The organism is Micropruina glycogenica, assembly GCF_900289045.1.
In the GTDB taxonomy this organism is placed as follows: Bacteria; Actinomycetota; Actinomycetes; order Propionibacteriales; family Propionibacteriaceae; genus Micropruina; species Micropruina glycogenica.
The window spans coordinates 1101792-1127635 of record NZ_LT985188.1; the positions used below are offsets into that span (position 1 = coordinate 1101792).

Annotated in this window: 31 protein-coding genes and 1 pseudogene; 10 read left to right on the plus strand and 22 right to left on the minus strand. The window is 67.1% G+C overall.

What is annotated here, in order from left to right; genetic code table 11:
• Nucleotides 1-64: 64 nt before the first annotated feature.
• On the minus strand, nucleotides 65-955 hold the full coding sequence (locus MPLG2_RS05145; protein WP_158680890.1) for a tetratricopeptide repeat protein: 891 nt from the start codon (nucleotides 953-955) through the stop codon (nucleotides 65-67).
• Between the two features lie 26 nt (nucleotides 956-981).
• Between MPLG2_RS05145 and MPLG2_RS05150 the strand changes: the two genes are divergently transcribed.
• Together MPLG2_RS05150 and pgm are read left to right on the plus strand one after the other, a co-directional pair.
• Nucleotides 982-1713, plus strand: a complete 732-nt coding sequence (locus MPLG2_RS05150; RefSeq protein WP_105185221.1) for a type 1 glutamine amidotransferase — start codon at nucleotides 982-984, stop codon at nucleotides 1711-1713.
• 67 nt (nucleotides 1714-1780) lie between these two features.
• On the plus strand, nucleotides 1781-3412 hold the full coding sequence (gene pgm, locus MPLG2_RS05155; protein WP_105185222.1) for a phosphoglucomutase (alpha-D-glucose-1,6-bisphosphate-dependent): 1632 nt from the start codon (nucleotides 1781-1783) through the stop codon (nucleotides 3410-3412).
• Nucleotides 3413-3571: 159 nt separating this feature from the next.
• Here the strand turns inward: pgm and MPLG2_RS05160 are convergent, their stop codons facing one another.
• Nucleotides 3572-4141: a PH domain-containing protein gene (locus MPLG2_RS05160; protein WP_105185223.1), complete on the minus strand. Its 570-nt coding sequence runs from the start codon at nucleotides 4139-4141 to the stop codon at nucleotides 3572-3574.
• 6 nt (nucleotides 4142-4147) lie between these two features.
• Nucleotides 4148-4303 carry a hypothetical protein gene (locus MPLG2_RS18800; RefSeq protein ID WP_173909599.1) on the minus strand — a complete coding sequence of 52 codons (156 nt, stop codon included), beginning with the start codon at nucleotides 4301-4303 and terminating at the stop codon, nucleotides 4148-4150.
• A gap of 145 nt (nucleotides 4304-4448) precedes the next feature.
• Between MPLG2_RS18800 and mce the strand changes: the two genes are divergently transcribed.
• The 4 genes from mce to MPLG2_RS05180 all read left to right on the plus strand — a co-directional run bounded on the left by mce (nucleotide 4449) and on the right by MPLG2_RS05180 (nucleotide 8264).
• Nucleotides 4449-4880 (plus strand): methylmalonyl-CoA epimerase, encoded by a 432-nt coding sequence (gene mce / locus MPLG2_RS05165; protein ID WP_105185224.1) that lies wholly within the window; start codon nucleotides 4449-4451, stop codon nucleotides 4878-4880.
• A gap of 69 nt (nucleotides 4881-4949) precedes the next feature.
• Nucleotides 4950-6095 (plus strand): DivIVA domain-containing protein, encoded by a 1146-nt coding sequence (locus MPLG2_RS05170; RefSeq protein ID WP_105185225.1) that lies wholly within the window; start codon nucleotides 4950-4952, stop codon nucleotides 6093-6095.
• 129 nt (nucleotides 6096-6224) lie between these two features.
• Entirely contained in the window at nucleotides 6225-7331 is a 1107-nt protein-coding gene (locus MPLG2_RS05175; RefSeq protein ID WP_197710090.1) for an AI-2E family transporter, read from the plus strand.
• 114 nt (nucleotides 7332-7445) lie between these two features.
• A complete protein-coding gene (locus MPLG2_RS05180) occupies nucleotides 7446-8264 on the plus strand; it encodes an IS30 family transposase (RefSeq protein ID WP_158680891.1) in 819 nt (272 codons plus the stop codon).
• Here the strand turns inward: MPLG2_RS05180 and MPLG2_RS05185 are convergent.
• Complete coding sequence (locus MPLG2_RS05185) at nucleotides 8234-9610, minus strand: IS256 family transposase (RefSeq protein WP_105187478.1); 1377 nt, start codon at nucleotides 9608-9610, stop codon at nucleotides 8234-8236. The genes MPLG2_RS05180 and MPLG2_RS05185 overlap by 31 nt on opposite strands.
• A gap of 55 nt (nucleotides 9611-9665) precedes the next feature.
• Between MPLG2_RS05185 and MPLG2_RS18320 the strand changes: the two are divergent.
• Nucleotides 9666-10088 (plus strand): annotated as a pseudogene (locus MPLG2_RS18320) (IS30 family transposase); the annotation flags it as partial.
• Between the two features lie 198 nt (nucleotides 10089-10286).
• Here the strand turns inward: MPLG2_RS18320 and nucS are convergent.
• A complete protein-coding gene (gene nucS / locus MPLG2_RS05195) occupies nucleotides 10287-10970 on the minus strand; it encodes an endonuclease NucS (protein ID WP_105185228.1) in 684 nt (227 codons plus the stop codon).
• Between the two features lie 37 nt (nucleotides 10971-11007).
• On the opposite strand from nucS, the gene MPLG2_RS05200 reads away from it, so the two are divergent.
• Together MPLG2_RS05200 and MPLG2_RS05205 are read left to right on the plus strand one after the other, a co-directional pair.
• A complete protein-coding gene (locus MPLG2_RS05200) occupies nucleotides 11008-11280 on the plus strand; it encodes a hypothetical protein (RefSeq protein WP_105185229.1) in 273 nt (90 codons plus the stop codon).
• Nucleotides 11259-12074 (plus strand): alpha/beta fold hydrolase, encoded by an 816-nt coding sequence (locus tag MPLG2_RS05205; RefSeq protein WP_231935828.1) that lies wholly within the window; start codon nucleotides 11259-11261, stop codon nucleotides 12072-12074. The genes MPLG2_RS05200 and MPLG2_RS05205 overlap by 22 nt, the downstream gene beginning before the upstream one ends.
• 309 nt (nucleotides 12075-12383) lie before the next feature.
• Here the strand turns inward: MPLG2_RS05205 and MPLG2_RS05215 are convergent, their stop codons facing one another.
• Nucleotides 12384-12863, minus strand: coding sequence for a peptidylprolyl isomerase (locus MPLG2_RS05215; RefSeq protein ID WP_231935830.1), 480 nt, complete (start codon nucleotides 12861-12863; stop codon nucleotides 12384-12386).
• Between the two features lie 241 nt (nucleotides 12864-13104).
• Between MPLG2_RS05215 and MPLG2_RS05220 the strand changes: the two genes are divergently transcribed.
• Entirely contained in the window at nucleotides 13105-13800 is a 696-nt protein-coding gene (locus tag MPLG2_RS05220) for a cob(I)yrinic acid a,c-diamide adenosyltransferase (RefSeq protein WP_105185232.1), read from the plus strand.
• On the opposite strand, the gene MPLG2_RS05225 is transcribed toward MPLG2_RS05220, so the two are convergent.
• The 16 genes from MPLG2_RS05225 to rpmE all read right to left on the minus strand — a co-directional run bounded on the left by MPLG2_RS05225 (nucleotide 13736) and on the right by rpmE (nucleotide 25820).
• Nucleotides 13736-14188, minus strand: coding sequence for a DUF2550 domain-containing protein (locus MPLG2_RS05225; protein WP_158680893.1), 453 nt, complete (start codon nucleotides 14186-14188; stop codon nucleotides 13736-13738). The two genes, MPLG2_RS05220 and MPLG2_RS05225, sit on opposite strands and share 65 nt — an antisense overlap.
• 74 nt (nucleotides 14189-14262) lie before the next feature.
• The gene (locus tag MPLG2_RS05230; protein WP_105185234.1) at nucleotides 14263-14676 is read right to left on the minus strand and encodes a F0F1 ATP synthase subunit epsilon; all 414 of its coding nucleotides are present in this window, start codon (nucleotides 14674-14676) and stop codon (nucleotides 14263-14265) included.
• Between the two features lie 2 nt (nucleotides 14677-14678).
• Nucleotides 14679-16151, minus strand: coding sequence for a F0F1 ATP synthase subunit beta (atpD, locus tag MPLG2_RS05235; RefSeq protein WP_105185235.1), 1473 nt, complete (start codon nucleotides 16149-16151; stop codon nucleotides 14679-14681).
• Between the two features lie 25 nt (nucleotides 16152-16176).
• Complete coding sequence (locus MPLG2_RS05240) at nucleotides 16177-17085, minus strand: F0F1 ATP synthase subunit gamma (RefSeq protein WP_105185236.1); 909 nt, start codon at nucleotides 17083-17085, stop codon at nucleotides 16177-16179.
• Between the two features lie 3 nt (nucleotides 17086-17088).
• On the minus strand, nucleotides 17089-18723 hold the full coding sequence (atpA, locus tag MPLG2_RS05245; protein WP_105185237.1) for a F0F1 ATP synthase subunit alpha: 1635 nt from the start codon (nucleotides 18721-18723) through the stop codon (nucleotides 17089-17091).
• A gap of 41 nt (nucleotides 18724-18764) precedes the next feature.
• Nucleotides 18765-19559 carry a F0F1 ATP synthase subunit delta gene (locus MPLG2_RS05250; RefSeq protein WP_105185238.1) on the minus strand — a complete coding sequence of 265 codons (795 nt, stop codon included), beginning with the start codon at nucleotides 19557-19559 and terminating at the stop codon, nucleotides 18765-18767.
• The gene (locus MPLG2_RS05255) at nucleotides 19556-20089 is read right to left on the minus strand and encodes a F0F1 ATP synthase subunit B (RefSeq protein WP_231935832.1); all 534 of its coding nucleotides are present in this window, start codon (nucleotides 20087-20089) and stop codon (nucleotides 19556-19558) included. The genes MPLG2_RS05250 and MPLG2_RS05255 overlap by 4 nt, the downstream gene beginning before the upstream one ends.
• A 13-nt stretch (nucleotides 20090-20102) precedes the next feature.
• Nucleotides 20103-20327: an ATP synthase F0 subunit C gene (atpE, locus tag MPLG2_RS05260; RefSeq protein WP_105185239.1), complete on the minus strand. Its 225-nt coding sequence runs from the start codon at nucleotides 20325-20327 to the stop codon at nucleotides 20103-20105.
• A 38-nt stretch (nucleotides 20328-20365) separates the two neighbouring features.
• The gene (gene atpB, locus MPLG2_RS05265) at nucleotides 20366-21175 is read right to left on the minus strand and encodes a F0F1 ATP synthase subunit A (protein WP_408632057.1); all 810 of its coding nucleotides are present in this window, start codon (nucleotides 21173-21175) and stop codon (nucleotides 20366-20368) included.
• A gap of 25 nt (nucleotides 21176-21200) precedes the next feature.
• On the minus strand, nucleotides 21201-21392 hold the full coding sequence (locus MPLG2_RS05270; RefSeq protein WP_105187481.1) for an AtpZ/AtpI family protein: 192 nt from the start codon (nucleotides 21390-21392) through the stop codon (nucleotides 21201-21203).
• A 54-nt stretch (nucleotides 21393-21446) separates the two neighbouring features.
• Entirely contained in the window at nucleotides 21447-21899 is a 453-nt protein-coding gene (locus MPLG2_RS05275) for a hypothetical protein (protein WP_105185241.1), read from the minus strand.
• Nucleotides 21889-22986, minus strand: coding sequence for an MraY family glycosyltransferase (locus MPLG2_RS05280; protein WP_105185242.1), 1098 nt, complete (start codon nucleotides 22984-22986; stop codon nucleotides 21889-21891). Before MPLG2_RS05280 ends, MPLG2_RS05275 begins: the two co-directional genes overlap by 11 nt.
• Nucleotides 22979-23626 (minus strand): L-threonylcarbamoyladenylate synthase, encoded by a 648-nt coding sequence (locus tag MPLG2_RS05285; RefSeq protein WP_197710091.1) that lies wholly within the window; start codon nucleotides 23624-23626, stop codon nucleotides 22979-22981. Before MPLG2_RS05285 ends, MPLG2_RS05280 begins: the two co-directional genes overlap by 8 nt.
• Nucleotides 23623-24468 (minus strand): peptide chain release factor N(5)-glutamine methyltransferase, encoded by an 846-nt coding sequence (gene prmC / locus MPLG2_RS05290; RefSeq protein ID WP_158680894.1) that lies wholly within the window; start codon nucleotides 24466-24468, stop codon nucleotides 23623-23625. The genes MPLG2_RS05285 and prmC overlap by 4 nt, the downstream gene beginning before the upstream one ends.
• Complete coding sequence (gene prfA / locus MPLG2_RS05295) at nucleotides 24465-25532, minus strand: peptide chain release factor 1 (RefSeq protein WP_105185243.1); 1068 nt, start codon at nucleotides 25530-25532, stop codon at nucleotides 24465-24467. The genes prmC and prfA overlap by 4 nt, the downstream gene beginning before the upstream one ends.
• A 63-nt stretch (nucleotides 25533-25595) precedes the next feature.
• Nucleotides 25596-25820, minus strand: coding sequence for a 50S ribosomal protein L31 (gene rpmE / locus MPLG2_RS05300; RefSeq protein ID WP_105185244.1), 225 nt, complete (start codon nucleotides 25818-25820; stop codon nucleotides 25596-25598).
• Between the last annotated feature and the right edge of the window lie 24 nt (nucleotides 25821-25844).

Here is a 25844-nt window from a genome sequence, read left to right on the forward strand (position 1 = left end):
CGATGGCGGGGAGCGAGGTTGTCGAGGCCGAGAGCCCAGCGCTACCCGAGCGCATCCAGGTTGCTCAGAACAGCGCGCTCATCAGGTCGCGACGGGCCTTCAACACCGCCGGGTCGGCGTTGCCGACCACCTCGAACAGCTCCAGCAGCCGCACCCGCACCGTCTCGCGCTCAGACGCGGACGTCTGTCGAACCAGCTCGATGAGCCGCTTGAAGGCCGCCTCGGGTCGTCCGGCCAGCACCTCGAGATCGGCCGCGGCGAACTGCGGGTTCACGTCGGTCGGGTCGGCGTCGGCAGCGGCGAGCACCGCCGCCGGGTCGCCGCCCGCCGACCGGGCCAGCAGTGCCACCTGGGCGCGTCCGGCCTTGGCTTCGGCGTCGTTCGGCGTCTGGGCCAGGATCTTGTCGTACTCGACCACGGCCGCGGCGAAGTCGCCGCGCTCCAGCGCCGCGTCGGCAGCCTCGAACCGTGGGTCGGCGATGTCTGCTTCGCCCGCTCCCCCCGCCACCGGGTTGGCCCGGCCGTTCAATCCGCTCTGGGCGGCCACCTGCAGCAACTGAGCGATCATGGCCTCGACCTCGGGCTTGCTGCGGGTGCCCTGAAACAGCGGAGCCAACTGGCCCCCGACCACGCCGATCACGGTCGGCACGGCCTGCACGCCGAACGCTTGCGCGATGCCGCCGGCCGCGTCGACGTTCACCCGGGCCAGCAGGTAGGCACCGGCGGCGGCGTTGGCCAGCGCGATCAGATCGTCCGACAAGGCCTGCGCGTTGGCGCGCGGTGAGTACAGCTCGACCACGATCGGGTACTGCATCGAGCCCTGCATGACGGTCTCGAAGTTGGCCTCGTCGACCTCGACGACGAACGATGCGCCCGGGGGAACGGGCGGCGCCTTGGCGGCGGCGGCGATTCCAGACAGGTCCATGGCGCGGGAGGTGAACTTCGGCAGGGTCATGGCAGCCATTGTGTCAAAGTTGGCGCATGGCGACCCAACCGCTCATCGCCGTCGTGCAGCACCAGGCCGAGTGCCCGGCGGCCTGCCTGGCCGACTGGCTGTGTGAGTCGGACGCTCGGCTGGTCACGGTGCGTCCCGACCTGGGGGCGCGACTGCCCGCCGTGCACGAACTGGACGGGCTGGTCGTGCTCGGCGGCATCATGGGCGCCACCGACGACCACGAGGCACCCTGGCTGCCTGAGGTGCGCGCGTTGATCCGGCGCTGCGCCGAGGCAGGCGTGCCGACCCTCGGGGTGTGCCTGGGGCATCAGTTGGCCGCAACCGCCCTTGGCGGCCGGGTGATCGTGAACCCGCAGGGCAAGCAGAGCGGGCTGTTACCGGTGGGCTACACCGCTGCGGCCGACACCGACCCGTTGTTCGGTGGGTTGGCTCACCGGGTTCGGGGTGTGCATTCCAACAATGACGTGGTGGCCGAGCTGCCCAGGGGCGCGGTCGTGCTGGCTCAGGCGCCCGGTGGCGAGGTGCAGGCGGCCCGGTTCGCGCCCACGGTGTGGGGTGTGCAGTGGCACCCCGAGGTCGACGCCGACGTGTTCGCCATCTGGTGCGAACTCGACCCGCCAGGCACCGAGCAGCAGGTCCGAGAGGCGATCGCCCAGGTCGCCGCGGCCCGTAGCGAACTGGACGAGGCATGGCAGCCGCTCGCCGCCCGGTTCGTCGAGCTCTGCCGTGCAGCCGAGCCGATCGGTCTGGCCGGCTGACCCCCAGGGGCGAGACGGGTCTGGCAGAACCCTCGCCGCGCCCCGCCGTGTTGGGCATGATGTCGGTATGGTTCATGAACGCGCTGGGCAGGTCGCACTGCCCGAAGACCTCGTCAATGTCGACGCAATGCTCGCCGCCTATTACGACCTGGTGCCCGACCCCGGCAACATCGATCAGCGGGTGGTTTTCGGCACATCGGGTCACCGCGGCTCAAGCCTGAAGACGTCATTCAACGACCTGCACATCGCCGCCACCACGCAGGCGATCGTCGAGTACCGCGCCGGCCAGGGCGTCGACGGGCCGTTGTTCATCGGCAAGGACACCCACGGGCTGTCGTTGCCCGCCTGGAAGACCGCGCTCGAGGTGCTGGTCGCCAACGGGGTGAACGTGCGGGCCGAACGTGAAGACGAGTACACCCCCACCCCGGCGGTCTCGCGGGCCATCATCGTGTACAACCGCGACAACGACGGCCCCCGCGCCGACGGCATCGTGGTCACCCCCTCGCACAACCCGCCCACCGATGGCGGCTTCAAGTACAACCCGCCGCACGGCGGCCCCGCCGACACCGACGCCACCTCGGCCATCGCGGCCCGCGCCAACGAGTTGATGGCCGACCCGTCGGGCATCAAGCGCGACCGGCCCTACGACGAGATCGCCGACGGCATCGAGCGCCACGACTATCGCACCGCCTATTGCGAAGACCTCAAGAACGTGATCGATCTCGACGCGATTCGCGGCGCCAAGTTGAAGATCGGCGCGCACCCGCTGGGCGGCGCGGCCGTGCAGTACTGGCAGTACATCGCCGACAACCTCGACATCGGTCTTGAGGTGATCGACCCCACCGTCGACCCGGCCTGGCCCTTCATGACCCTCGACTGGGACGGCAAGATCCGCATGGACTGCTCCAGCCCCTACGCCATGGCGTCGCTGATCGAGAACAAGGACACCTACGACATCTCCACCGGCAACGACGCCGACGCCGACCGGCACGGCATCGTCACCCCCGACGGTGGGCTGATGAACCCCAACCACTACCTCGCGGTGGCGATCTCGTACCTCTACAGCCATCGTCCCGGCTGGAAGCCGGACGCAGGGGTCGGCAAGACCCTGGTCAGCTCGTCGTTCATCGACAAGGTGACCGCAGATCTGGGCCGCACGCTGGTCGAGGTGCCGGTGGGCTTCAAGTGGTTCGTGCCGGGCCTGATGACCGGCGACATCGGCTTCGGCGGTGAAGAGTCGGCGGGCGCGTCGTTCCTCACCCTCGACGGCCAGACCTGGACCACCGACAAGGACGGCATTCTGCTGTGTCTGCTGGCGTCGGAAATTCTGGCGGTCACCGGCAAGTCGCCCTCGCAGATCTATGCCGAGATGGAAGACAAGTACGGTCACAGCGCCTACGCCCGGGTGGACGCCCCGGCCAACCGTGAGCAGAAGGCCAAGCTGGCCAAGCTGTCGCCCGAGGACGTCACGGCCACCGAGTTGGCCGGCGAGCCGATCGTCGCCAAGCTGACCCGGGCGCCGGGCAACGACGCCCCCATCGGTGGTCTCAAGGTGACCACCGAGCACGCCTGGTTCGCGGCCCGTCCGTCGGGTACCGAGGACGTGTACAAGATCTACGCCGAGTCTCTGAAGGGTGCGGAGCACCTGGCCGAGGTACAGGCGGCGGCCCGTGAGGTGGTCAGCGCCGCCCTGGGCTGACGAGCATCGTTGGTGAGCGTGTCGAAAAATCTGTGACATGGGGTTTCGACAAGCTCGACCAGCATCTGTTCGTCATCCCGGCGAACGCCGCGATCTCATACAGCGCCACTCGTCGCTCTCGACCAGCATGGGTCTCGACGGGCTCGACCACCGCTGCGGTCAGTCGCCGCTGGCGATGTCGGCCTGCACCCGTCCGGTCAGGCCGGCGCTGATCACCACGCGCTGAAACAGGTGCAGCCGGGCGTCCGGCGCGCCCACGAAGTGAATCTCGCGCAGGCCCTGGTCTTGGGCGGCACTCTCGAACACGAACTCGGCGTAGCCAAAAATCTGCCCCCAGAAGGGCCGCTGCATCGCGATGTCGAGCACCCGCGACAGCGGCATCGAGGCGAAGTTCTGATCAATCACGCCGTTGACCCGAAAGACGCGCAGGTTGGTGACCACGAATCGATCCATGAACTCGACGTGCATGCCCCAGAACCCGCGCACCCCCAGGCCCACCCCGAGGACCAGCCCCAACCACCACAGGTGCCCGAGTTGCGGCATGACGCCGAACGCGATCATGCCCAGCACCACCTGACTTCCGGGCCAGAGCCGGGTGACCCAGTGCCGACGGATCTCGTCGAGAATCTGCTCGCCCTCTTCGGTGATCAGCCGGTCATCGACATGCGGGTCGAAGAAGCGCGACGTGCCGAGCTTGATCTGAGGCGGCGGCTTCGCGGGGGCACTCACCGCAACTCACCGCGAAAGCGCGACGAAGAACCGTCCGATCGCATCGAACGCGCCGAAGAAGCTCTTCACCGCCGACGCCGCAGCCTCTGGCCTGGTGAACAGGTAGAACAGCGCGAAGCCGACGACGAGCACCAACAAGATGGTCTTGATCCATTTGCTCACGTCTGCCTCCGGGGAAGTCGGCCCACCACACTCACCATGCCATTGTGTGGCGCCGAGCGGTACCCCCCCGCTCTGCCACGCCGCCGGGCGCCACCGGTTTGCGAAACCCTCAACCAAGGCTCGAAGGATGTGAAAGCCTGAACCCATGGACGGACTATTCGTGTGCATCGATCACGTGGGCCTCGCGGTTCCCGATCTGGACGAGGCGATCAAGTTTCACACCGAGGTGATGGGGTGGCGGGTACTCCATCGCGAAGAGAATCAAGAGCAGGGCGTGGCCGAGGCCATGATCGGCACCGGTGACCAGGGCCCCGAGAACGCCCAGATCCAGTTGCTGGCCCCCCTCAACGAGAACTCGACGATCGCCAAGTTCATCGGACGCAGCGGGCCCGGCATGCAGCAACTCGCCTACCGCGTGCGCGACCTCGACGCGGTGAGCGCCACGCTGCGCGAGCGGGGCGTCCGGCTGCTGTACCCCGAGGCAAAACGCGGCACCGCGGGCTCACGCATCAACTTCTGCCACCCCAAAGACACCGGTGGCGTGTTGCTCGAACTGGTTGAACCGGCCACCCACTGAGTGTCCCGGCTGCACCGGGGGTCCGAGTGGGTAGCATCAGGTAGTACACCCCATAGAAAGGACCCACGGGTGAGCCAACAGCCAGAAGAGACGGTCGGTCTCGACCTGTTCGACGAGACCGCGAGCGCTGCGGGCAGCTTTCCCCACTCGATGCTGGGTTACGAGCGGCAGGCGGTCGATGCCTACATTCGTGACATCGAGCGTCAGCTCAGCTCGGCCAAACGCAAGGTGCGGTCGCTGCAGAAGCAGCTACTGACCAAAGCCGACGAGACCGACTACTCGCGTCTGGGCGCCTTCACCGGCGACATGATGCGCAGTGCCGAGGCGCAGGCGGCCGAGATCATCAAGACCGCCCAGCACGAGGCCGAGCGCATCGAAGAGGCGGCACGCAGCCGCGCCGGCGACCTCACCAGGCAGACCCACGAGGGCCTGGCCCAAGAGCGGGTGACCGGGCTGGACGACCTGAACCGGCTGCGCGACGAACTGGCAGGCCAGACCGGCGCTGAACTCGCGAACGCGCAAGAAGAGTCGCGGGCGTTGCGTGAGGCCGCCGAGAATCACCGGGCGATGGTGCTGGCCGACGCCGAGCGCAGCGCGAGCGCGATGCGCGACCAGGCCTCGCTCGAGGCCGAGCGGGTGCGCCAGGCGGCGCAGCGCGAGGCCGCAGACATTCGGGCCAAGCTGGCTGCCGAGCACACCGAGGCCCTGAACGCCCTACAGCAGCGTCAGGATCAGGTCACGGCTCTGTTGGCCGAGTTGGCCGAGAAGGCCCGGCTGCAGTCCGAGGACTTCGGGGTCAAGATGGCCGAGGCGTCCGCGTTGATGGCCGAACGCCGGCAGAAGGCGTTGACCGAGGCCGACCAGATCGTGGTCGCCGCGAACGAGCAGGCGCGGGCGTCCGTCGCCGAGGCCCGGGCGCGGGCGGCCAAGCTGGTTGCCGACGCGCAGGCCGAGGCTGCCTCTAAGAACGAGCAGTTGCGTCGCGAGAACGAGCGACTCAACCAGCGCAAGGCGGCCATCGTCGGTCAGCTCAGCAGCCTGTCGGCGCTCGCCACCAACAGCGTGGCCGAGTTTCCGGGCGACGACGACCATCAGGCGTCGGCGAGCCAGAGCGACGAGTCGTCCGAGCAGGGCGATGCGGTGACCGAGCAGGCTGACGACGACGACGCCACCCGGGTGCAGCCTGCGGCCTCGGGTGGTTCCAAGCGGCGCTAGTCCATGGTGGCGCAGCCTGACGAGGTAGGCGACGCACCCGGCGACGGTGGCACCGAGCCGACCCCGCAGGCTGCGGCAGCGCCTCGTCCGGCAGCCACGCCGAGCGGGCCCCGGGGGTGGCTGCACCGCATGCGGCGCATCACCCAGCCGACGCCCGCCGACCCCGATCCCGACGCGGTGGGCGCGGGGCCGCGGCACGAAGTCACCCTTGGCCGACGCAGTCCGTTCGCGATCGGGTTCTTCATCACCCTGGGGGCACTGACGGCCTTCGGGCTGGTGTTCGGCCTGTACCGCATTTCGTACGTGGTGCTGCTAGTGATGCTGGCGCTCTACCTCGCCCTCGGCCTCAATCCGCTGGTCGACCGGCTGTCGGCCACGGGGCTGCGCCGCGGGTTCTCGGTGTTTCTGGTGGCCCTGGGGGCCCTGGCGGTGCTTGCTCTGGCGTTCTGGGCGGTGTTGCCCGTCGCGTACGAGCAGATCAACCGACTGCTGCTGAACGCGCCGTCGCTCCTGCAAGAGCTGAGGGCGAACCCCCAGATCGCCGAGCTCGACGCCCGCTACGACGGCATCAACCGGGTGAGTAACTTTCTCACGTCGGGCGAACTGCTCAGTGGGCTTTTCGGCGGCCTGTGGGGGGCCGGGCAGGCGGTGGCGGGCCTGGTGTTCAGCACCATGATGACGATCACGCTGATGCTCTACATTCTGGCGTCGATGCCCACCTTCACCGATGCGATGCTGGAGTTGGCGCCGGCGTCTCGGCGGCCGCGGGTGCGCTACCTGACCAGAGAGATGTTCCGCCGCATCGGCGGGTACGTCACGGGCCTGTTCATCATCATCACCTGCGCCGCCACGGTGGCGTTTCTGTTTCTGACCATCGTCGGGCTGGGCCAGTACGCCCTTGCCCTGGCGGTGGTGGTGGCCTTGTGCGCGGTGATTCCGCTGATCGGATCCACCCTGTCGATGATCATCGTGTCGATCGTGGCGTTCACGTTTTCGCCCACCCAGGGGTTGGTCACGCTGGCCTTCTTTCTCACCTACCAGCAGTTCGACAACTACTTCATTCAGCCGCGGGTGTTTCAGCGGTCGGTCAGCGTGCCGGGGCCGCTGGTGATCCTGGCCGCGGTGTGCGGCGGGTTGCTGTACGGGCTGCTGGGTGCGCTGCTGGCGATCCCCTCGATGGCCGCGTTGATGCTGCTCTATCGCGAGGTGCTGATTCCAGAACTCAACCGCCGGTAGCGCACTCAGGCGACGCCAGACCAGAACGGTAATGGGGACACGGCTGGTTCTAGGGGTCAACGCAACACCCTGAGATTGGAGGGTGTGATGGGTCGTCCTGGGTTCGGGCCGGGTGTGCGTTCGGTGTTCTGGTCGGAGATCGGCAAGGGGGTGTCGTGGCGGCGGGCGGCGGTGGCTGCTGGCGTGTCGCAGTCGACGGGTCGGGCGTGGGTCGCGGAGCATGTTCGGATGCGGACAGATCAAGAGCGCGGGTTGCGGTTGTCGTTGGCGGAGCGGATAGAGATCGGGCTGCGGGTCGAGGATGGCTGGTCGGCTCGGCGGATCGGCCGGTCGTTGGGGCGGCCGGCCTCGACGATCACGCGCGAACTGGGCCGTAACCGGCACTCGGCCACGGGTGAGTATCGGCCGGCTCCGGCCGACGCGATGGCGAAGGGGCGTGCGGCCCGACCGAAGAAGTCGAAGTTGGCGCGATGTCCCAAGCTGGCTGGCGAGGTGATACGCCGGTTGGAACTGCGTCATTCGCCTGAGCAGATCGCGGCCCGGTTGAAGGTCGATTTCCCGCATGATGGGTCGATGCAGATCAGCCACGAAACGATCTACCAGGAGCTGTACGTGCACACCCGCGGCGGCCTGGACCGTGATCTGACTAGGTGTTTACGTTCCGGCCGGGTCCGGCGCCGGCCGCCCCGGTCTAGGGCTGGCAAGGGCGGACCCGGCCCGATCCAGGGCATGGTCACCATCGCTCAACGGCCCGTCGAGGTATCGCAGCGGGTCGTGCCGGGCCACTGGGAAGGTGACCTGATCACCGGTGCGGCGAACCAGTCGGCGATCGGCACCCTGGTCGAGCTGACCACGAGCTTGTCAAGATTTCTGTGTAAGCGGCTTGTCCTATTTTGTTCGATTTATAGGTGTTGGTTGATGCGCTCGGGGTAGATGAGCGCGAGTTGGGCCAGTGCTTGTTTCCAGTTGGTGACGACTTGGCCCTCGACGAGTCGTCCGGCTGCTTTGCGTTGGTCGGGTGGGAGTCCTTTCTCTTTGGCGCGGTCGCGGGCTCGTTTGTCCTCGATGTTGCAGATCGCGAGCCATAGCAGCTTCACCACGGCGGCGTCGTTGGGGAAGTGGCCGCGGTTCTTCGACACCTTCCTGAGTTGGTAGTTCAAGCTCTCGATGCTGTTGGTGGTGTAAATCACGCGGCGCAGCTCGGGTGGGAAGGCCAAGAACGGGATGAACCGCTCCCACGCCGCATTCCAGGTCGCGACCGCGTGGGGGTACTTCTTGCCCCACGTCGAATCGGTGAACGTGTCGAGTTCGGTGCGGGCCGCTGCCGCGTTCGCAGCGGTGTAGACCGGCCGCAACGCTGCCGCCACAGCCTTGCGGTCTTGGTAGCCGACGAACCGCATCGACGCCCTGATCAGATGCACCACGCAGGTTTGCACCGTGGCGTGTCGCCAGGTGGCCTCGATCGCCTCGGGCAGGCCCGTGAGGCCGTCACAGCACACGATGAGCACGTCACGCACGCCCCGGTTAGCCAGATCGGCACACACCCCGGCCCAGAACTTCGCGCCCTCGCTGGTTTGGATCCAGATCCCCAAAACGTGCTTGATGCCGTCCATATCGACGCCGACCGCGATATGCGCTGAACGGTTCGTCACGTGCGCACCGTCGCGGACCTTGACCACGATCGCGTCGAGGAAGATGACCGGATAGAGAGCGTCCAGCGGCCGTTGTTGCCATTGGGCGACCTCGTCGCAGACCTGGTCGGTGATCTTGCTGATCGTCTCGCGTGACAGTTCCGCACCCAGCGTGGAGGCCAGGAAGTGCTCGATATCGCGCACCGTCATGCCACCGGCATACAAGCTGATGATCATCTCATCGATGCCACCCAACCGTCTGGCACCCTTCGGTACCAGTTGCGGGCAGAACGTTCCCAGCCGGTCCCGCGGCACGTCCAAATCGACATCACCGACCTGCGTCAGCACCGTTTTCGGCGTCGTGCCGTTACGCGAGTTATCAAACAGGGCCGCGTTCGGATCGCCCTTGTCATAGCCCACATGCGAAGTCAGCTCGGCCTGCAGACCACGCTCCACCGCAGCCTTGATCAGCCCCGGAATGAACCCGCCATCCCCGGTCAACTCGATCGCGCCGGCATCAATCTTGGCGAACAAGTCATCCAACGCACCCGAAGCCGCCAACTCCGCAGCCGCCCGAGCACCCGGCGCCTCAGCCCGATCCGACCGACGAGCAGCCACACCCTTCTTGTCATCCGTCACAACAGTCATCATGAATCCTTCCTTCCGGACTCACCGCTTACACAGACCATCTGACACCCCCCTGACCACCAGCTTCACCCTGCTGGTGCCGTTACCGAACGGGCACACCGCCCCCGAGGTCCAGGCCGGGATCGCGGCCGTGTTCGGCCAGTTACCGGCACATCTGCGGCTCAGCCTGACCTGGGACCGGGGCGGCGAAATGGCACACCACCACGTCCTGACTGCTGCCACCGGCACGCAGGTGTATTTCTGCGATCCGCACAGCCCCTGGCAACGACCCAGCAACGAGAACACCAACGGGCTGCTGCGGCAGTATTTCCCCAAAGGCACCAACCTGTCGGCGCATACAGCCGAGCACATCGCCAACGTCGAAGCCGAGTTCAACGACCGACCCCGCAAACGACTCGGCTGGAAAACCCCAGCCGAAGCCCTCGCCGACCTACTACAGTCACCCCCAACAACAAGCAGTGTTGCGTTGACCCCCTGAATCCGCCCACTTCCGATTACCGTTCATGAGCCTGCTGAACGGTAATGGGGACGCACAGATGCCCGTCCGGCAGCATCACGCCTGGCAGCAGGGACTTCGTCGGTCAAGGTGGCCTCCAGATGAACGGCAATCGGAACCGTCCCCATTGCCCACCAGGGACCCATCGTGGTGGGTAATCGGAACCGTCCCCAATACCGGTCAGAACAATCGGTCGGCGGGGTCGTCCAGGCCGCGCAGCACGTCGTAGTCGACGGTGACGCAGGTGATGTCGCGGGTACTCGCCAGGGTTTTGGCCTGCGGCTTGATCAACTGGGCGGCGAACACGCCCCGCACCGGTGACAGCAACGGGTCGGCGTTCATCAGCGTCAGGTAGCGGGTGAGCTGCTCGACGCCGTCGATCTCGCCGCGGCGTTTCACCTCCACCGCGACGTACCCGCCGCTCTCGTCGCGAAACAGCAGGTCGACCGGACCGATCGCGGTGAAGTACTCGCGTTGCACGAGCGTCCAGCCGGCACCGAACGTTTCGGGGTGCTCGGCCAGCAAAACCTGCAGATGTGCTTCGACGCCGTCCTTCACCAGGCCGGGGTCGACGCCCAACTCGTGGCTGGAGTCGTGCAGCACCTCGGCGATCGAGATCAACAGGGTGTCGCCATCGCGATTGCGAATCTCCCACACTTCGGTGAAGCCGGAGTCTTCCGCGGCGGTGCTGACCGTCAGCGCACACGGCGGATTCATCCAGTTCAACGGCTTGTAGGCGCGGTCGTCGGCATGGATCGACACCGATCCGTCGGCCTTGGCCAGAATCAGCCTGGTGGCCAGGGGCAGGTGGGCGGTCAACCGTCCCGCGTAGTCGACCTGGCAGCGGGCAACGATCAGACGCACGAGGCCTACCGTACCGAAACTCAGTAGGCTCCTTCTCGTGCCCAAACGACCCAGCAAACACCTTCGCCCGCCCCGGCCGCTGTCGTCGTCGCATGCCTCGGCGGTCGACAAAGCCGACGGCCGCTGGATGACCCAGACCATGCCCGCTCAGGCCGCCGTCAAGGACTACCGGTGCCCAGGCTGCGAGCACCTGATCAGCCGGGGCACGCCGCACGTGGTGGTGTGGCCCCTGGTGCCGTCCATGGGTTCGGCGCGAGCCGTCGATGAACGCCGACACTGGCACACCTCGTGCTGGAACCGGAGGCGATGATGGCGCTGTTCGCGCAACTCATCGGTGCGGGACGCCCCGACGTGGTGTTTCTGCACGGACTGTTCGGACGCGGCAAGAACTGGGCCGGCATCGCCCGCACGCTGGCCGAGCACGAGCACACCAGCGTTCTGTTCGACCTGCCCAACCATGGCCGCTCGCACTGGACCGAGACCTTCGACTACGAGGCGATGGCCGACGAGGTGGCGGCCGAACTGCGGTTGCGGCTGGGCAGCGCCGCCGCGGTCACGCTGGTCGGGCACTCGATGGGCGGCAAGGTGGCGATGTTGATCGCGTTGCAGCACCCCGACCTGGTCAAGCGGCTGGTGGTGGTCGACATCGCGCCCGACATCAGCTACCAGGTGCGCACCTCGGTGCCCCTGGTGAAGGCCATGCATGACCTGGATCTGGCCACCCTGAAAAGGCGCTCGGACGCCGATGCCGAGTTGTCCGGTGAGGTGGACGACCCGGCGGTGCGCCAGTTTCTGCTGCAGAACCTGAAGCACGTCCGCACCCCCGAGAACCGCAACGGCTGGGCCTGGGAGCTCAACCTCGGCCTTCTGGGCGAGCATCTCGACGAGGTGGCCGACTGGCCCGACGTGGGCGAGGTCAGCTACCCGGGGCCCGTGCTGTGGGTGGCCGGCGCTGAGTCCCCCTACATTCGCCCCGAGCATTACGACCGCATGCACGGGCTGTTCCCGGCCGTCCGGCTGGTCACCATTCCGGGCGCTGGCCACTGGGTGCACGCGGACGCCCCGGCCGAGTTGAGCGCCGAGCTGATCGAGTTCTTGCGGTAAGCCTCGAGATCCCGGCGTGCGCCGGGATGACGGGATCTGGGACGGTCTCGACAAGCTCGATCAGCGTCGCAGTTGCGTTCTGAGATCCCGGCGTGCGCCGGGATGACGGGATCTGGGACGGTCTCGACAAGCTCGATCAGCGTCGCGAGTTGCGCTCTGAGATCCCGGCGTTCGCCGGGATGACGGGATCTGGGACGGGGACCGGGACGGGGCGCACCCCCACTCAGGGGCACCAAAGGCGCGTCGACAAGCTCGACCGACGGAGGTCTCGACAAGCTCGACCAACGGAGGTCTCGACCAGCTCGACCATCAGGGTCTAGGCGAGCTCACCGACTTGATCTCGAATGCGTTCTTCGGCTTGCCCGTGCCGTCGCCCCAGCTGTCGTCGTGGCCCTCGGAAGCCATCTTCTCGATCACCTTCAGCGACGCCGCATCGACGGTACCGAACACCGTGTAGTTGGGCGCCAGCGAAGTGTCGCCGTACACGATGAAGAACTGCGATCCGTTGGTGTCGGGGCCTGAGTTGGCCATTGCCACGGTGCCGGCCGGGTAGGTCTCTGTGCCGGTCAACTCGTCGGCGAACTGGTACCCGGGGCCGCCCCTGCCGGTGCCGGTCGGGTCGCCGCACTGCACCATGAACATGCCCGAATCTGCCAGCCGGTGACACTTGGTGCCGTCAAAGTACTTCTGCTCAGCCAGCGACTCGAACGAGTTCAGGGTGCAGGGGGTCTTCGCCCGATCGCCGGTGATGGTGACGTCTCCCCCGGTCATCGCCAGCGTGAACGTCACCGTGCCCGACGTCGCCACGTCGCTGGTCGACGGAGGCTGAACGCTCTTCGACGCGCTGCCGCCGCTGACGTAACTGCAGCCAGAACCACTGGGCGGATTCAGACTCGGTGACGCCGTGACCGAACCGGAACAACCGGTCAAGGCGAGAACGGACACGACCAGAGGGGGAAGACAACGCAGCACCCGATCGAGTCTGCCACACCCACCGACGACCCCTGGCCACCATCGTTAGGCTGAACCCATGGTGCAGTTGACCAGGATCTACACCCGAACCGGCGACGCCGGCCAGACCCGCCTGTCGGACATGTCGCTCGCGGCCAAGACCGACCTGCGGGTCGAGGCCTACGGCCAGGTGGACGAAGCCAACTCGGTGCTCGGCGTGGTCACCAGCCGCGGCGACCTGCCCGAAGCCCTTCACGAGACGCTGCGGCTGATCCAGAACGAGCTGTTCGACCTGGGGGCCGACCTGTCCACACCCCTGGCCGACGATCCGCCCTGGGAGCCGCTGCGCATCGTGCAGCCCTGCATCGACCGGTTGGAGGGGTGGTGCGACGATCTGAGTGAGCAGGTCGGGCCGCTGAACTCGTTCATTCTTCCGGGCGGCACTCAGACCGCCGCCCACCTGCACGTGGCGCGCACCATCGTCCGGCGTGCTGAGCGCACCGCCTGGCGGGCGGCCGACGAGCACGGACTCGGCACCGACGGCGGCCTGAACCCCCTGGCCATCACCTACCTGAACCGGCTGTCGGACCTGCTGTTTCTGGCTGCGCGAGTGGCCAACGCCGAGGTCGGGGACGTGCTGTGGGTGCCCGGCACCGATCGCACGCCCGTCGAACCCAGAGCGGCGAAGCGGCGCAGGCGGGCGGCTCAGGCTAATCCGGAGACGCGGGCGACAGGCGATAGCGCATTCCCGGCGGAGCCGCCTCCAGCCAACTGAGCAGACCGGTCAACGATTCGGCCGCCATCGCGAGCTCGACCTCACCCCGCGGGCCGTCCAAAGCGATGATGCGGTCGGCGTCGAAGAGCAGACCCGCCTCTTCGGTCGAGGGACGGCGCTGGTCGCGCACCCGCACGTCGGTGCGGTCGAAGCGCAGCCGCGGCCACAACGACAGCGAGAACGACGGAAACCACTGCAGCTCGTGCTCCCGGTAACGAGCGACTCCGAGCACCCAGCGGGAACTCGGAGTCGTAGCGGTGCGGCGCAGGCTACACGAGAAGGTGGCGCCGGCGCGCGACAGCCAGCGCCGGCGCAGCCACAACCAGGCCACGGCGAGCAACAGGACGCCTCCGAGCACGGCAAGTGCCAGTTCGGCGGACTGGACCACTCCCCCCACGGTGCCCTTCCCCTATGTGCAGGCTTTCCTGCGTTCGTGCCGGCCCAGTTCGGGCCGTCTGACGATCAGGCCGAGTCGGCCTTCTTGGCCGCCGCGAGTTGGGCGACGGCACGGTCGTGATGCTGACGGGTCGCGTCGCTGTTGTCGCCCTCGTTGCGCAGCTTCTGGGCCTCGCGCAGCTCGTGCTCGGCCTCGTTCAGCGAAATCTCGTGCGCCAGCCGCGCGTACTGGCTGAGCACCGAGACCCGATTGTCCGACACTGCGATGAAGCCGCCGTCGACCGCGATCACCTCACGCTTGCCGTCGCGGGTGAGCACCTCGGCCGCACTGGGAACCAGCACCGCCAGCACCGGCTCGTGATTGGGCAGAATGCCGATGTCGCCCTCCATGGTGCGGACGATCACCGACAGTGCCTCGCCCTCCCACACCCGACGGTCGGCGGCGACCACGTCGACGAACAGCACGTCGCCTTCGGCCACGATCAGCCTTCCTTCTGCATGCGGTCCCAGTTCTCCATCACCATGTCCATGCCGCCCACGTTGAAGAACGCCTGCTCGGCGACGTGGTCGACCTCGCCGTCGCAGATCATCTTGAAGGCTTCGATGGTGTCGGCCAGCGGCACGGTCGAACCCGGCACGTTGGTGAACTTGGTGGCCATGTAGGTGTTCTGGCTCAGGAACTGCTGAATACGCCGCGCCCGGCCGACCAGAATCTTGTCTTCTTCGCTCAACTCGTCGACGCCGAGAATGGCGATGATGTCTTGCAGTTCCTTGTTGCGCTGCAGAATCTGCTTCACCCGGGTGGCCGTGCGGTAGTGCTCCTCGCCGATGAACTGCGGGTCGAGAATGCGGCTCGAGCTGGTCAGCGGATCCACCGCCGGGTAGAGGCCGCGCGAGGCCACCTCACGCGACAACTCGGTGGTGGCGTCCAGGTGCGCGAACGTGGTGGCCGGCGCCGGGTCGGTGTAGTCGTCCGCGGGCACGTAGATGGCCTGCATCGAGGTGATCGAGTGGCCGCGGGTCGAGGTGATGCGCTCTTGCAGCTGGCCCATCTCGTCGGCCAGGTTGGGCTGGTAACCCACCGCGGACGGCATGCGGCCCAGCAGCGTCGACACCTCGGAGCCCGCCTGGGTGAACCGGAAGATGTTGTCGATGAACAGCAGCACGTCCTGGTTCTGCACGTCGCGGAAGTACTCGGCCATGGTCAGCGCCGACAGCGCAACCCGCAGCCGGGTGCCCGGCGGCTCGTCCATCTGACCGAAGACCAACGCGGTGTCTTTCATGACGCCGGCCTCGATCATCTCGTGAATCAGGTCGTTACCCTCACGGGTGCGCTCGCCCACACCGGCGAACACCGAGGTGCCGCCGAAGTTGTGGGCGATGCGGTAGATCATCTCTTGGATCAGCACCGTCTTGCCCACGCCGGCGCCGCCGAAGAGGCCAATCTTGCCGCCCTTGACGTACGGAGTGAGCAGGTCGAGCACCTTGATGCCCGTTTCGAGCATTTCGGTCTTCGGCTCGAGCTCATCGAACTTGGGCGCCGAGCGGTGAATCGGCCAGCGCTCGTCGATCTCGACCGAGACGGTGTCTTCGTTGAGGCATTCGCCGGTGACGTTCCACACCCGGCCCTTGGTGACGTCGCCCACCGGCACCGAGATCGGGCCGCCGGTGTCGACCGCGCGCGAGCCCCGCCGCATGCCGTCGGTGGGCTTGAGCGACACCGCCCGCACCATGTTGTCACCGATGTGCAGGGCCACCTCGGCGTAGATGGTGCGCGAACCCTCGCCGGTGTCGTCGGCACCGGCGTCGATGTCGATCAGCAGCGCGTTGTAGATGTCAGGCATCTGGTCGGCGGGAAACTCCACGTCGACGACCGGGCCGATCACCCGCGCGACGCGCCCGACGCCACCCTCGGTGCCGGCCTCGGTGTTGTTGCTGTCCAGTGTGACGGTCATTGATCCACTCTCGTCTCTCGAAGCCCTAGTCCTGGGCGGCTGCGTCGGCCAGCGCACTGGCGCCACCGACAATTTCACTGATTTCTTGGGTGATCTCTGCCTGGCGGGCCTGGTTCGCTTCCCGGGTCAGCCGCTCGATCAGTTGCTTGGCGTTGTCGGTGGCCGACTTCATGGCGCGCTGCTGGCTGGCCAACTGCGACGCCGCCGACTGCAGCAGGTAGAACCACACCCGGCTGCGCACGTACATGGGCAGCAGGGCGTCCAGTACCGTTTCGGGGTCGGGTTCGAACTCGTACAGGGGCAGGATCTCGCCCTCACCCGGCTCGTGCACACCCTCGACGATCTCGAGCGGCAGCAGCCGTCGTGCGCGGGGAGTCTGGGTGAGCATCGACTCCATGCGGGTGTAGATGCCGTAGATGGCGTCCACTCCCCCGTCGTCGTACGGCGTCATGAAGTCGGCGATCAGCGCGTCCGCGATCTCTTGCGCGTGCGCGAAGGTGGGCGAGTCGGAGAACCCCTCCCAGTGCCTGCGGATCGGCTGGGCGCGAAAGTTCATGTAGGCGATCGCCTTACGCCCCACCGCATACCGGACGACCTCGACCCCTTCGCGCTCAAGCCGCTCGCGCAGCCGGGTGGCGGTCTTGATCGCGTTGGCCGAGTAGGCGCCGTTCATACCCCGGTCGGAGGTGATCACCAGCATCGCCACCCGGCGCACCTTCTCGGGCGAGGAGGTTAGCGGGTGCTCGTCGTTGGAGTAGGTGGCGACCGCAGACACGGCCCGGATCAACTCGGTGATGAACGGTTCGCCCTGTTCGGCGGCCCGGTGAGCCTTGATGATGCGGGACGCCGCGATCAACTCCATCGCCCGGGTGATCTTCTGGGTGGATGCGACCGACTTTCGGCGTTGTCGCAGCTCACGCAAACTGGAAGCCATCGATCAGGCTTTCTGGGTCTGGATCGTCTCGACGTCGATGTCTTTGTCTTTGAGCGGCTTCTGGCCCTTCTCTTGCGCCAGTGGCTTGCCCTCGGACGTGGTGAACTGCGGCTTGAAGTCGTCGATCGCCTTGCCGACGGCGTTGGCCGTGTCGTCGTCCCAGTTGCCGGTCTCGGCGATGGTCGACAACAGGTCGGTCGACCGGCGCAGGTGGTCGAGCAGCTCTTTCTCGAACCGCAACACGTCGGCCACCGGCACGTCGTCGAAGTAGCCGTTGGTGCCGGCCCACACGCTGACCACCTGATCCTCGACCGGGAACGGGCTGTACTGGGGCTGGCGCAGCAGTTCGGTGAGCCGGGCCCCGCGTTCGAGCTGGCGCCGCGAGGTGGCGTCGAGGTCGGAGGCGAACATGGCGAACGCCTGCATATCGCGGTACTGGGCCAGGCCGATCTTGAGCGTACCGGCCACCTTTTTCATGGCCTTCACCTGCGCGTCGCCGCCCACGCGCGACACCGAGATGCCCACGTCGATGGCCGGCCGCTGGTTGGCGTTGAACAGGTCGGACTGCAAGAAGATCTGGCCGTCGGTGATCGAGATCACGTTGGTGGGAATGTAGGCCGACACGTCGTTGGCCTTGGTTTCGATCACCGGCAGGCCGGTCATCGAACCGCCGCCGAGTTCGTCCGACAGCTTGGCGCAACGCTCCAGCAGGCGGCTGTGCAGGTAGAACACGTCGCCGGGGTACGCCTCGCGACCCGGCGGCCTGCGCAGCAGCAGCGACATGGCCCGGTAGGCCTCGGCCTGCTTGGTCAGGTCGTCGAACACGATGAGTACGTGCTTGCCGTTGTACATCCAGTGCTGGCCGATGGCCGAGCCGGTGTAGGGCGCGATGTACTTGAAGCCGGCCGGGTCGGACGCGGGCGCGTGCACGATCGTGGTGTACTCCATCGCGCCGGCCTCTTCGAGCACGCTCTTCAGCGCGGCGATGGTCGAGCCCTTCTGGCCCACCGCGACGTAGATGCAGCGCACCTGCTTGGTGGGGTCACCCGTGGCCCAGTTGGCCTTCTGGTTGATGATGGTGTCGACGGCGATGGCGGTCTTGCCGGTCTTGCGGTCGCCGATGATCAGCTGGCGCTGGCCACGACCGATCGGAATCATCGCGTCGATGGCCTTGATGCCCGACTGCAGAGGCTCTTTGACGCTTTGGCGGTCCATCACACCGGCAGCCTGCAGTTCGAGGGCACGCTGGCCGTCGAGGGGCGTGATGTCGCCCAGTCCGTCGATCGGGGTGCCCATGGCGTCCACCACGCGGCCGAGGTAGCCGTCGCCGACCGGCACCGAGAGAATCTCACCGGTGCGCTTGACGGTCTGGCCCTCTTCGATGCCCTCGGAGTCGCCCAGCACCACGACGCCGATCTCGCGGATGTCGAGGTTGAGCGCGATGCCGCGGGTTCCGTTCTCGAACTCGAGCAGTTCGTTGGCCATGGCCGACGGAAGCCCCTCGACCTTGGCGATGCCGTCACCTGAAACGACCACGGTGCCCAGCTCTTCGCGCGATGCCGCCTCGCTGGCGAAGCTCGACACGAACTTCTCCAGGGCATCCCGGATCTCGTCGGGACGAATTGTCAGTTCCGCCATGTGTTGGGTCCTTGCCTTGTTCTCGTTGGGAAGTTGATCGATCAGCTGAGTTGTCGGCGGGCGTTCTCGAGTCGTCCGGCCACGGTGCCCTCGAAGTAGTGGTCGCCCACGGTCACCCGCACCCCGCCGATCACGTTCGGGTCGACCACCACCTGCAGGCTCACCTGCCGGCCCATCTGCCCGCTGAGCGCCTCGGCCAGTCGAGTGGTCTGCTCCGCGGTCATCGGACGGGCCACCACAACGTGCGCCAGCGTGCGGCTGCGCAGGGCGGCGGCCAGGGTGAGGTAGCCCTCGACGGTGACGCCGAAGCTGCGATTGCGGGCGCCCACCGCACGTTTGGCCAAGAAGTTGGTCACGGAGTCCGCCCGGCCGGCGAGCAGGTCGTCCACCAACTGGCGGCGCAGTTGCAGAGGGGCGGAGCGATCGCTGACCGCGGCCTGCAGATTGCGATCGCCCTCGACCAGGCGGCTGAACCGGAACAGCTCGTCTTCAACCTGTTCCAACGTGCCGTCCTGCTGCGCACACGACAGCGTGGCCCTTACCGCCTGTCGGTCGAGCGAGGCCAGCAGAGCCGACGAACTCGGCCAGCGCTGCACCACGGCCGCGTGCAGCACGGTGTGCGTGGGTTCAGAGATCCGCCCGCCGAACAGTTGGTCGACCAGATGTGCGCGGGTCTGCTGTTCGGCCCCGGTGTCGGTGAGTGCCCGCCGCAGGGCGGGCTGTGCTTCGAGTAGATCCACGAGGGCGAAGAGTTCCTCGGCAACCCGCGGGCTCACCTGCTGTGAGTCGAGCAGGGAATCGAGTTCACCGAGTCGCGTCTCGTGGGTGCTGCTCATACCTTCTCCTGGCTGTTCGCCTCGAGATCTGCGATGAACCGGTCGACCGTACGCCGCGCCCGCTCATCGTCGTCGAGCGACTCGCCGACGATCTTGCCGGCCAGGCTGGTGGCCAGGCCACCGACCTCGGTACGCAGTTGCTGAACGGCCTGCGCGCGTTCGGCATCGATCTGGGCCTTGGCCTGAGCCAGTAGCCGGTCGGCCTCGTCTTGGGCATGGGCCCGCATTTCGGCGATGATCTGGGCCCCCTGGGCCTTCGCCTCCTCGCGGATCGAGCTGGCCTCCTCGCGGGCACCGGCCAACTGCTCGCGGTACTGCTCGAGTGCCTCGGCGGCCTGGGCCTGGGCCAGCTCGGCCTTTTCGATGCCGCCCTGGATCTCTGCCGCACGCTCGGCGTAGGTGGCCTCGAACGAAGGCACCACCTTCTTGGCCAGCACGTACCAGATGATGATGAACAGCACGATGCCCGCGATGAACTCGGGGAACGCCGGCAGCAGCGGCCCCAGGTCGATCTCCAGAATCGTGGTCACTGGACGCACCCGATCACTGAATAGCGAAGGCGAGGGCGATGCCGATGATGGCGAGCGCCTCGACCACGGCGAAGCCGATCCAGGCGGTGCTCAGCAGGGCACCACGAGCCTCGGGCTGGCGAGCCGTGCCGTTGATGACGGCCGCGAACACCATGGCCACGCCGATGCCTGGGCCGATGGTGGCCAGGCCGTAGCCGACCATGTTTAGCGAGCCGGAGATCTCCATGATGGGGAGCATTACGTTTCCTTTCGGATGTTGGTCAAAGGGTTGGTGGGTCAGTGGTCTTCGGCGAGAGATGAGGCGACGTACTGAGCGGTCAGCACGGTGAAGATGTAGGCCTGCAGCACACCCACGAACAACTCGAGGGCGAAGATCGGAAAGGCCATCAGCAGCGAGGCCCCGCCGGCGATCGCGTACAAGAAGCTGCTCTGCTCCAGCAGCAGGGTGCCGCCGACCACGAACACGATGATCACGAGGTGACCCGCGAACAGGTTGGCGAAAAGACGCAGGGCCAGGGTGACCGGCCGCACGATGAAGTTCGAGAGGATCTCGAGCGGAATGATCAGGATCAGCAGCGGCCAGGGCACACCCTTGGGCACTGTCATCAGTTTGAGGTAGCCACCCAGGCCGTGCTTGGCGATGCCCACGCCGTTGTAGAGCAGCCAGGTCAGCAGTGCCAGACCGTAGGCGTAGCCGACCCGCGAAAAGGTCGGAAACATGGTCAGAAAGAACTGGCCGAACAGGTTGTTGACCAGGATGAACGAGAACAATGCGAGCAGGTAGGGGGTGAACCGCTTGTACTCGTAGCCCAGTGCGTCGCGACCGATGCCGTTGCGCACCATGTTGTAGAGCTGTTCGCCGCACCACTGCTTGAAGCCGGGCACCACCTTCTGGTCTTTGGCCAGCCACAGCCACACCACGATGACGATGATGGCGCCCACCACGGCTTGCAGCAGGTAGGTGTTCAGCCAGTCCATACCCGCGTCGGGAAACAGCGGCTTGGGGTCGAAGCTGTGCACCCCGGGCGGCCAGTGCGAGTCTTCAGACCCGCCCCCGCCCTCCATTGGGATGATCAGGCCGATCAGGCCCATCGCACCTCCTGGTTCGACATCACGGTCGTCCGTACCTTCGCACCACCAAGTAGACCCCGGCCGCCATGCCCACCACGATGCCCAGCACCATCCAGAAGGACGTATGCAGCCACTGGTCGATCAGCCAACCGAAAAAGCCATAGAAGAGCGGACCCGACAGCAGGTAACTCAGGACCCGTAGACCCTGATCGATGCCGTCGCTGCCCTCCATGACTTTCGGTGACTCTAGCAGCTTGGCGGTGGCCAGAGCCAACCGCCAAGGGGCCTAGCGGGCATCGTCTTGAGGCGGGTCGAAGACCGGAATCCGCAGCCGGGAGAACGTCCAGATTTCGGCAGCCAGCCAGCCCAATACCACGACTATCGCCGATACCGCGATCGCCACGCGGTCCATTGCCGCGAGTCGTGACGGATCCCTCGCCAGCAGGATCAACGCGAGCGCAGGCAGTCCCACTCGGAACACGTACGACCCCAGGCCGGCGAGCAGAACGACCTGAGGGTCGGCGTCGGCCACCCACACCATGACCGCCTGGCCGAGGCCGAAGAAGGCCAGCACCGCGAGCGCCGCCAGCGCGGCCGACAGTGCCGAGCCGGGGCCGCGGGCGATGAAGAAGACAGCGACCACGATGATCGCCGCGGCGTGGCCGCCCAGAGCGCCACCGGCGAGAAGTTGCCGGGCCCGCAGCGTGTTGGCGCTGGGCAGACGTCGCTCACGCGGCACGCCGCACCGGCTTCCAGGTCAGCCAGGCCGCGAGCGCGAGGCCGGCGAGCAGGGCGGCGATCGCCCAGGGGGCGGTGGTCAGGCCGATCAGGATGGCGCCGAAGGCGAGCACCGCCGTCCACAGCCAGAGCAGCAGCACGGCCCGGCCGTGGCTGTGGCCCAGGTCGAGCATGCGGTGGTGCAGGTGCTGCTTGTCGGCCTGGAACCACAGCCGTCCGGCCATCGTGCGGCGCACGTACGCCAGCAGCAGGTCGCCCAGCGGCAGCGCCATCACCGCCAGCGGCAGAAACAGCGGCAGGTAGGCGTTGACCGCCAGGCCCGACCCCTGCACGGTGACCTGCGACGGGTCGATCTGCCCGGTCAGGCTGATCATCGACGTGGCCATCAGAAACCCGAGCAGCATCGAGCCCGAATCACCCATGAACATGCGGGCCGGGTGCACGTTGTAGGGCAGAAAACCCAGGCACATGCCGACCGTCACGACGGTGATCAGGCTGGCCGTGGTGGCTCGCACCAGCTCTTGTTCGTAGCTGAGCCAGTAGGCGTAGACGAAGAACGAAGACGCCCCGATGGCGACCACGCCGGCCGCCAGCCCGTCGAGACCGTCGATCAGGTTGATCGAGTTCACGCACAGAAAGATCAGCGCCATGGTGAGCAGAATCGACATGGCGTCGTCGAGGGTGATGATCGTGTTCGGCAGCGGAATCCAGTAGACCTTCACGCCGTTCAGCACAACGATGCCGGCCGCCAGCATCTGGCCGGCGATCTTGGCCAGCGCGTTGAGCTCGTACATGTCGTCGAGCACGCCCACGGCACAGATCACCAGGCCGGCGATGAACACTGCGCGACTGTCGTGGGCCACCAGGTCGAAACGCCCGAGCCAGGGCAACTGGCCGGCCACCAACAGCGCGGCGGCCAGGCCGCACAGCATGGCGATGCCCCCGAAGTAGGGGATCGGCCTGGTGTGAACGTCGCGGTCACGCACGATGGCGACCGCGTTGTAGCGAAAGGCGAGCCGACGGCACAGCCCCGCGAGCAGGTAGGTCAACCCGGCCGCGATCAGCAGGATCAGCAGGTACTCACGCATCGTCGCCGAACAGTCCGGGTACCGCCGCGACGAGCTCGTCGGCGCTCAGCCGCCCCTCACGCAGAATGCGGGGCTCACCGGTCAGGTCGACGATGGTGGACGGCACCGCGTCAGACCCCGGGCCGGCGTCGAGATAGACCGACACCGAATCGCCGAGCTGCTCGATCGCGGCATGAATGGTCGTGGCGGCATCCTGGCCGCTGACGTTGGCGCTGCTCACCGCGAGGGGGCCGGTGCGACGCAGCAGCGCACGGGTGAAGTCGTGGTCGGGCACCCGCACGGCGATGGTGTCGTCGCGGTCGCCCAGGTCGAGTTGCAGGTCGGCCTGGGCGGTGACCACCACCGTCAGGGGGCCGGGCCAGAACGCCTTGGCCAGCTTGAGCCCGTCCTTGGTCAGCCCGCTGGCCAGCGAGCGCAGCATGGTGGGCTCGGCGATCAGCACCGGCGGCGGCATGTCACGGCCGCGTTGCTTGGCGTCGAGCAGCCGCTGCACCGCCTTGGCGTCGAACGCGGCCGCCCCGATGCCGTACACGGTGTCGGTGGGCAGCACGATGCACTCCCCCGCCGTGATGGCGGCTTCGGCGGCGGCCAAGGCGTCGTCGGCCTGGGTGGCGCAGTCGAACAGTTGGGGATCGGTCACAGGGGCAATCCTGCCACCGTCGTGCGGCGCCTGGCCGTCACGAACCGCGGACGGTCGTTGTAGTCGCACCGGTCGCGCACCTGGTCGAAGCCGCCGTCGGCGACGAACAACTCCGGCGCGCTGCGGTGCTGCAGTTCGGCGTGCTCGGCGCACACCCAACCGCCCGGGCGAAGCAGCCGGCGGGCCGTGCGCGTCAGCACCCGCATCACATCGAGGCCGTCGAGCCCTGAGAACAGCGCCAACTCGGGCTCGTGCTCGCGCACCTCGGCCGGAATGCCGTCGTACGACTCCAGCGGCACGTAGGGCGGGTTGGCGATCACCAGGTCGACCGTGCCGTCGAGTTCGGGCAGGGCGTCGGCGAGGTCGCCCTGCAGCAGGATCACCCCGGTGCCGGCCAGGTTCACGTCGGCGTACTCGACCGCCGCGGCGCTCAACTCGACCGCGTACTGAACGTGACCGGGCAGTTCGGTGCAGATGGCCAGCGAGATGGCCCCCGAGCCGGCACACAACTCGACCACGGTCTGTTCGCCGGCGCGGCCGCGGAGCACCTCGATGGCCCAGCCGGTCATCACCTCGGTTTCTGGCCGGGGAATAAACACCCCGGGGCCGACCGCCACCTCGACGGTACGAAAGGGGGCTCGTCCGGTCAGGTATTGCGCGGGGGTACCGCCCACCCGCGCCCGCACCAGGTCGTCGAACGCATCGATCTGGTGGCCGTGCAGCGGGCCGGCCGTCAACAGCCGAGCCGGCGTGACGCCGAGCGCGTGGGCGAGCAGCATGCGGGCGTCTGCCGCCGGAATGACCTTCGACGCCCGACGCAGCGCCCGTTGAACCTCAGTCACCCGATCTGGTCCAGTCGCTCGGCCAGATCGGCGGCCTGCAGCGCCTGGATCACCCCACCCAGGTCGCCGGCCAGCACGGCGTCGAGGTTGTAGGCCTTGTAGCCGATGCGGTGGTCGGCGATGCGGTTCTCACCGAAGTTGTAGGTGCGAATGCGCTCCGACCGATCGACCGTGCGCACCTGCGACCGGCGCGCCGCGGACGCCTCGGCGGCCGCCTGCTCTTCGGCGGCGGCAACCAGCCGGGCGCGCAGCATGCGCATCGCCGACTCTTTGTTCTGCAACTGCGAGCGCTCGTTCTGGCAGCTCACCACGATGCCGGTGGGCAGGTGGGTGATGCGCACGGCCGAGTCGGTGGTGTTGACGCCCTGACCGCCGGGGCCCGAGCTGCGGTAGACGTCGATGCGCAGGTCGTCGGGATCGATCGCCACCTCGGCCTCTTCAGCATCGGGCATCACCAGCACCCCGGCCGCCGAGGTGTGCACCCGGCCCTGAGTCTCGGTGACCGGCACCCGCTGCACCCGGTGCACGCCGCCCTCGAACTTGAGCACGCCGTAGGGAAAGTTGTCGGGATCGTTGCCGCGCGCCTTGATCGCTGCTGTGATCGACTTGTAGCCGCCCAGATCGGTCTCTTGGCTGTCGAGCACGTCGACGGTCCAGCCACGAGCCTCGGCGTAACGCACGTACATGCGAAACAGGTCGCCGGCGAACAGCGCCGACTCTTCGCCGCCCTCGCCCGACTTGATCTCGAGCAGGGCGTCGGAGCTGTCGTGCGGGTCGCGCGGGGCGAGCAGCGCGGTGAGCTTGTGGGTGACCTCGTCGAGCCGTGCGGCCAGCTCGTCGGCCTCGTCGGCGAAGGACGGGTCGTCGGTGGCCAACTCGCGCGCGGCGTCCAGGTCGTCGGTGAGCTGGTCGTACTCGGCCAGCCCCTTCACGATGGGGGTGAGTTCGGCGTAGCGCCGTCCGGTGCGGCGGGCCAGGGCCAAGTCGGCGTGGGTGGCGGGGTCGGCCAGGGTGCGTTCGAGGTCGGCGAACTCACTGCGCAGTGATTCAGCTGCCTCGAACATCGGCGTTTCCTTTGATTGGACGACGAAGCGCCGGAGCCCCGAGGGCCCCGGCGCTCACGCGGGTTACTTCTTCTTGCCGGCCGGCTGCTTGGCGTAGCGGCGCTCGAACCGGGCCACGCGGCCGCCGGTGTCGAGAATCTTCTGCTTGCCGGTGTAGAACGGGTGGCAGGCCGCGCAGACTTCGGCGTGAATGACGCCGTTCTTGGCGGTGCTGCGAGTGGTGAACGTGTTGCCGCAGGTGCAGGTCACCTCGGTCACGTTGTAGTCGGGATGGATTCCCTGCTTCATGCTGATCTCCTTAACTGTGCCGGG

Bases quoted from the DNA above. Each gene is read 5' to 3' on its own strand.
- MPLG2_RS05145 (WP_158680890.1), bottom strand. From the start codon at position 955: ATGACCCTGCCGAAGTTCACCTCCCGCGCCATGGACCTGTCTGGAATC.
- MPLG2_RS05150 (WP_105185221.1), top strand. From the start codon at position 982: ATGGCGACCCAACCGCTCATCGCCGTCGTGCAGCACCAGGCCGAGTGC.
- pgm (WP_105185222.1), top strand. From the start codon at position 1,781: ATGGTTCATGAACGCGCTGGGCAGGTCGCACTGCCCGAAGACCTCGTC.
- mce (WP_105185224.1), top strand. From the start codon at position 4,449: ATGGACGGACTATTCGTGTGCATCGATCACGTGGGCCTCGCGGTTCCC.
- MPLG2_RS05175 (WP_197710090.1), top strand. From the start codon at position 6,225: ATGCGGCGCATCACCCAGCCGACGCCCGCCGACCCCGATCCCGACGCG.
- MPLG2_RS05185 (WP_105187478.1), bottom strand. From the start codon at position 9,610: ATGACTGTTGTGACGGATGACAAGAAGGGTGTGGCTGCTCGTCGGTCG.
- MPLG2_RS05220 (WP_105185232.1), top strand. From the start codon at position 13,105: ATGGTGCAGTTGACCAGGATCTACACCCGAACCGGCGACGCCGGCCAG.
- atpD (WP_105185235.1), bottom strand. From the start codon at position 16,151: ATGACCGTCACACTGGACAGCAACAACACCGAGGCCGGCACCGAGGGT.
- MPLG2_RS05240 (WP_105185236.1), bottom strand. From the start codon at position 17,085: ATGGCTTCCAGTTTGCGTGAGCTGCGACAACGCCGAAAGTCGGTCGCA.
- atpA (WP_105185237.1), bottom strand. From the start codon at position 18,723: ATGGCGGAACTGACAATTCGTCCCGACGAGATCCGGGATGCCCTGGAG.
- MPLG2_RS05250 (WP_105185238.1), bottom strand. From the start codon at position 19,559: ATGAGCAGCACCCACGAGACGCGACTCGGTGAACTCGATTCCCTGCTC.
- atpE (WP_105185239.1), bottom strand. From the start codon at position 20,327: ATGCTCCCCATCATGGAGATCTCCGGCTCGCTAAACATGGTCGGCTAC.
- MPLG2_RS05270 (WP_105187481.1), bottom strand. From the start codon at position 21,392: ATGGAGGGCAGCGACGGCATCGATCAGGGTCTACGGGTCCTGAGTTAC.
- MPLG2_RS05280 (WP_105185242.1), bottom strand. From the start codon at position 22,986: ATGCGTGAGTACCTGCTGATCCTGCTGATCGCGGCCGGGTTGACCTAC.
- prfA (WP_105185243.1), bottom strand. From the start codon at position 25,532: ATGTTCGAGGCAGCTGAATCACTGCGCAGTGAGTTCGCCGACCTCGAA.
- rpmE (WP_105185244.1), bottom strand. From the start codon at position 25,820: ATGAAGCAGGGAATCCATCCCGACTACAACGTGACCGAGGTGACCTGC.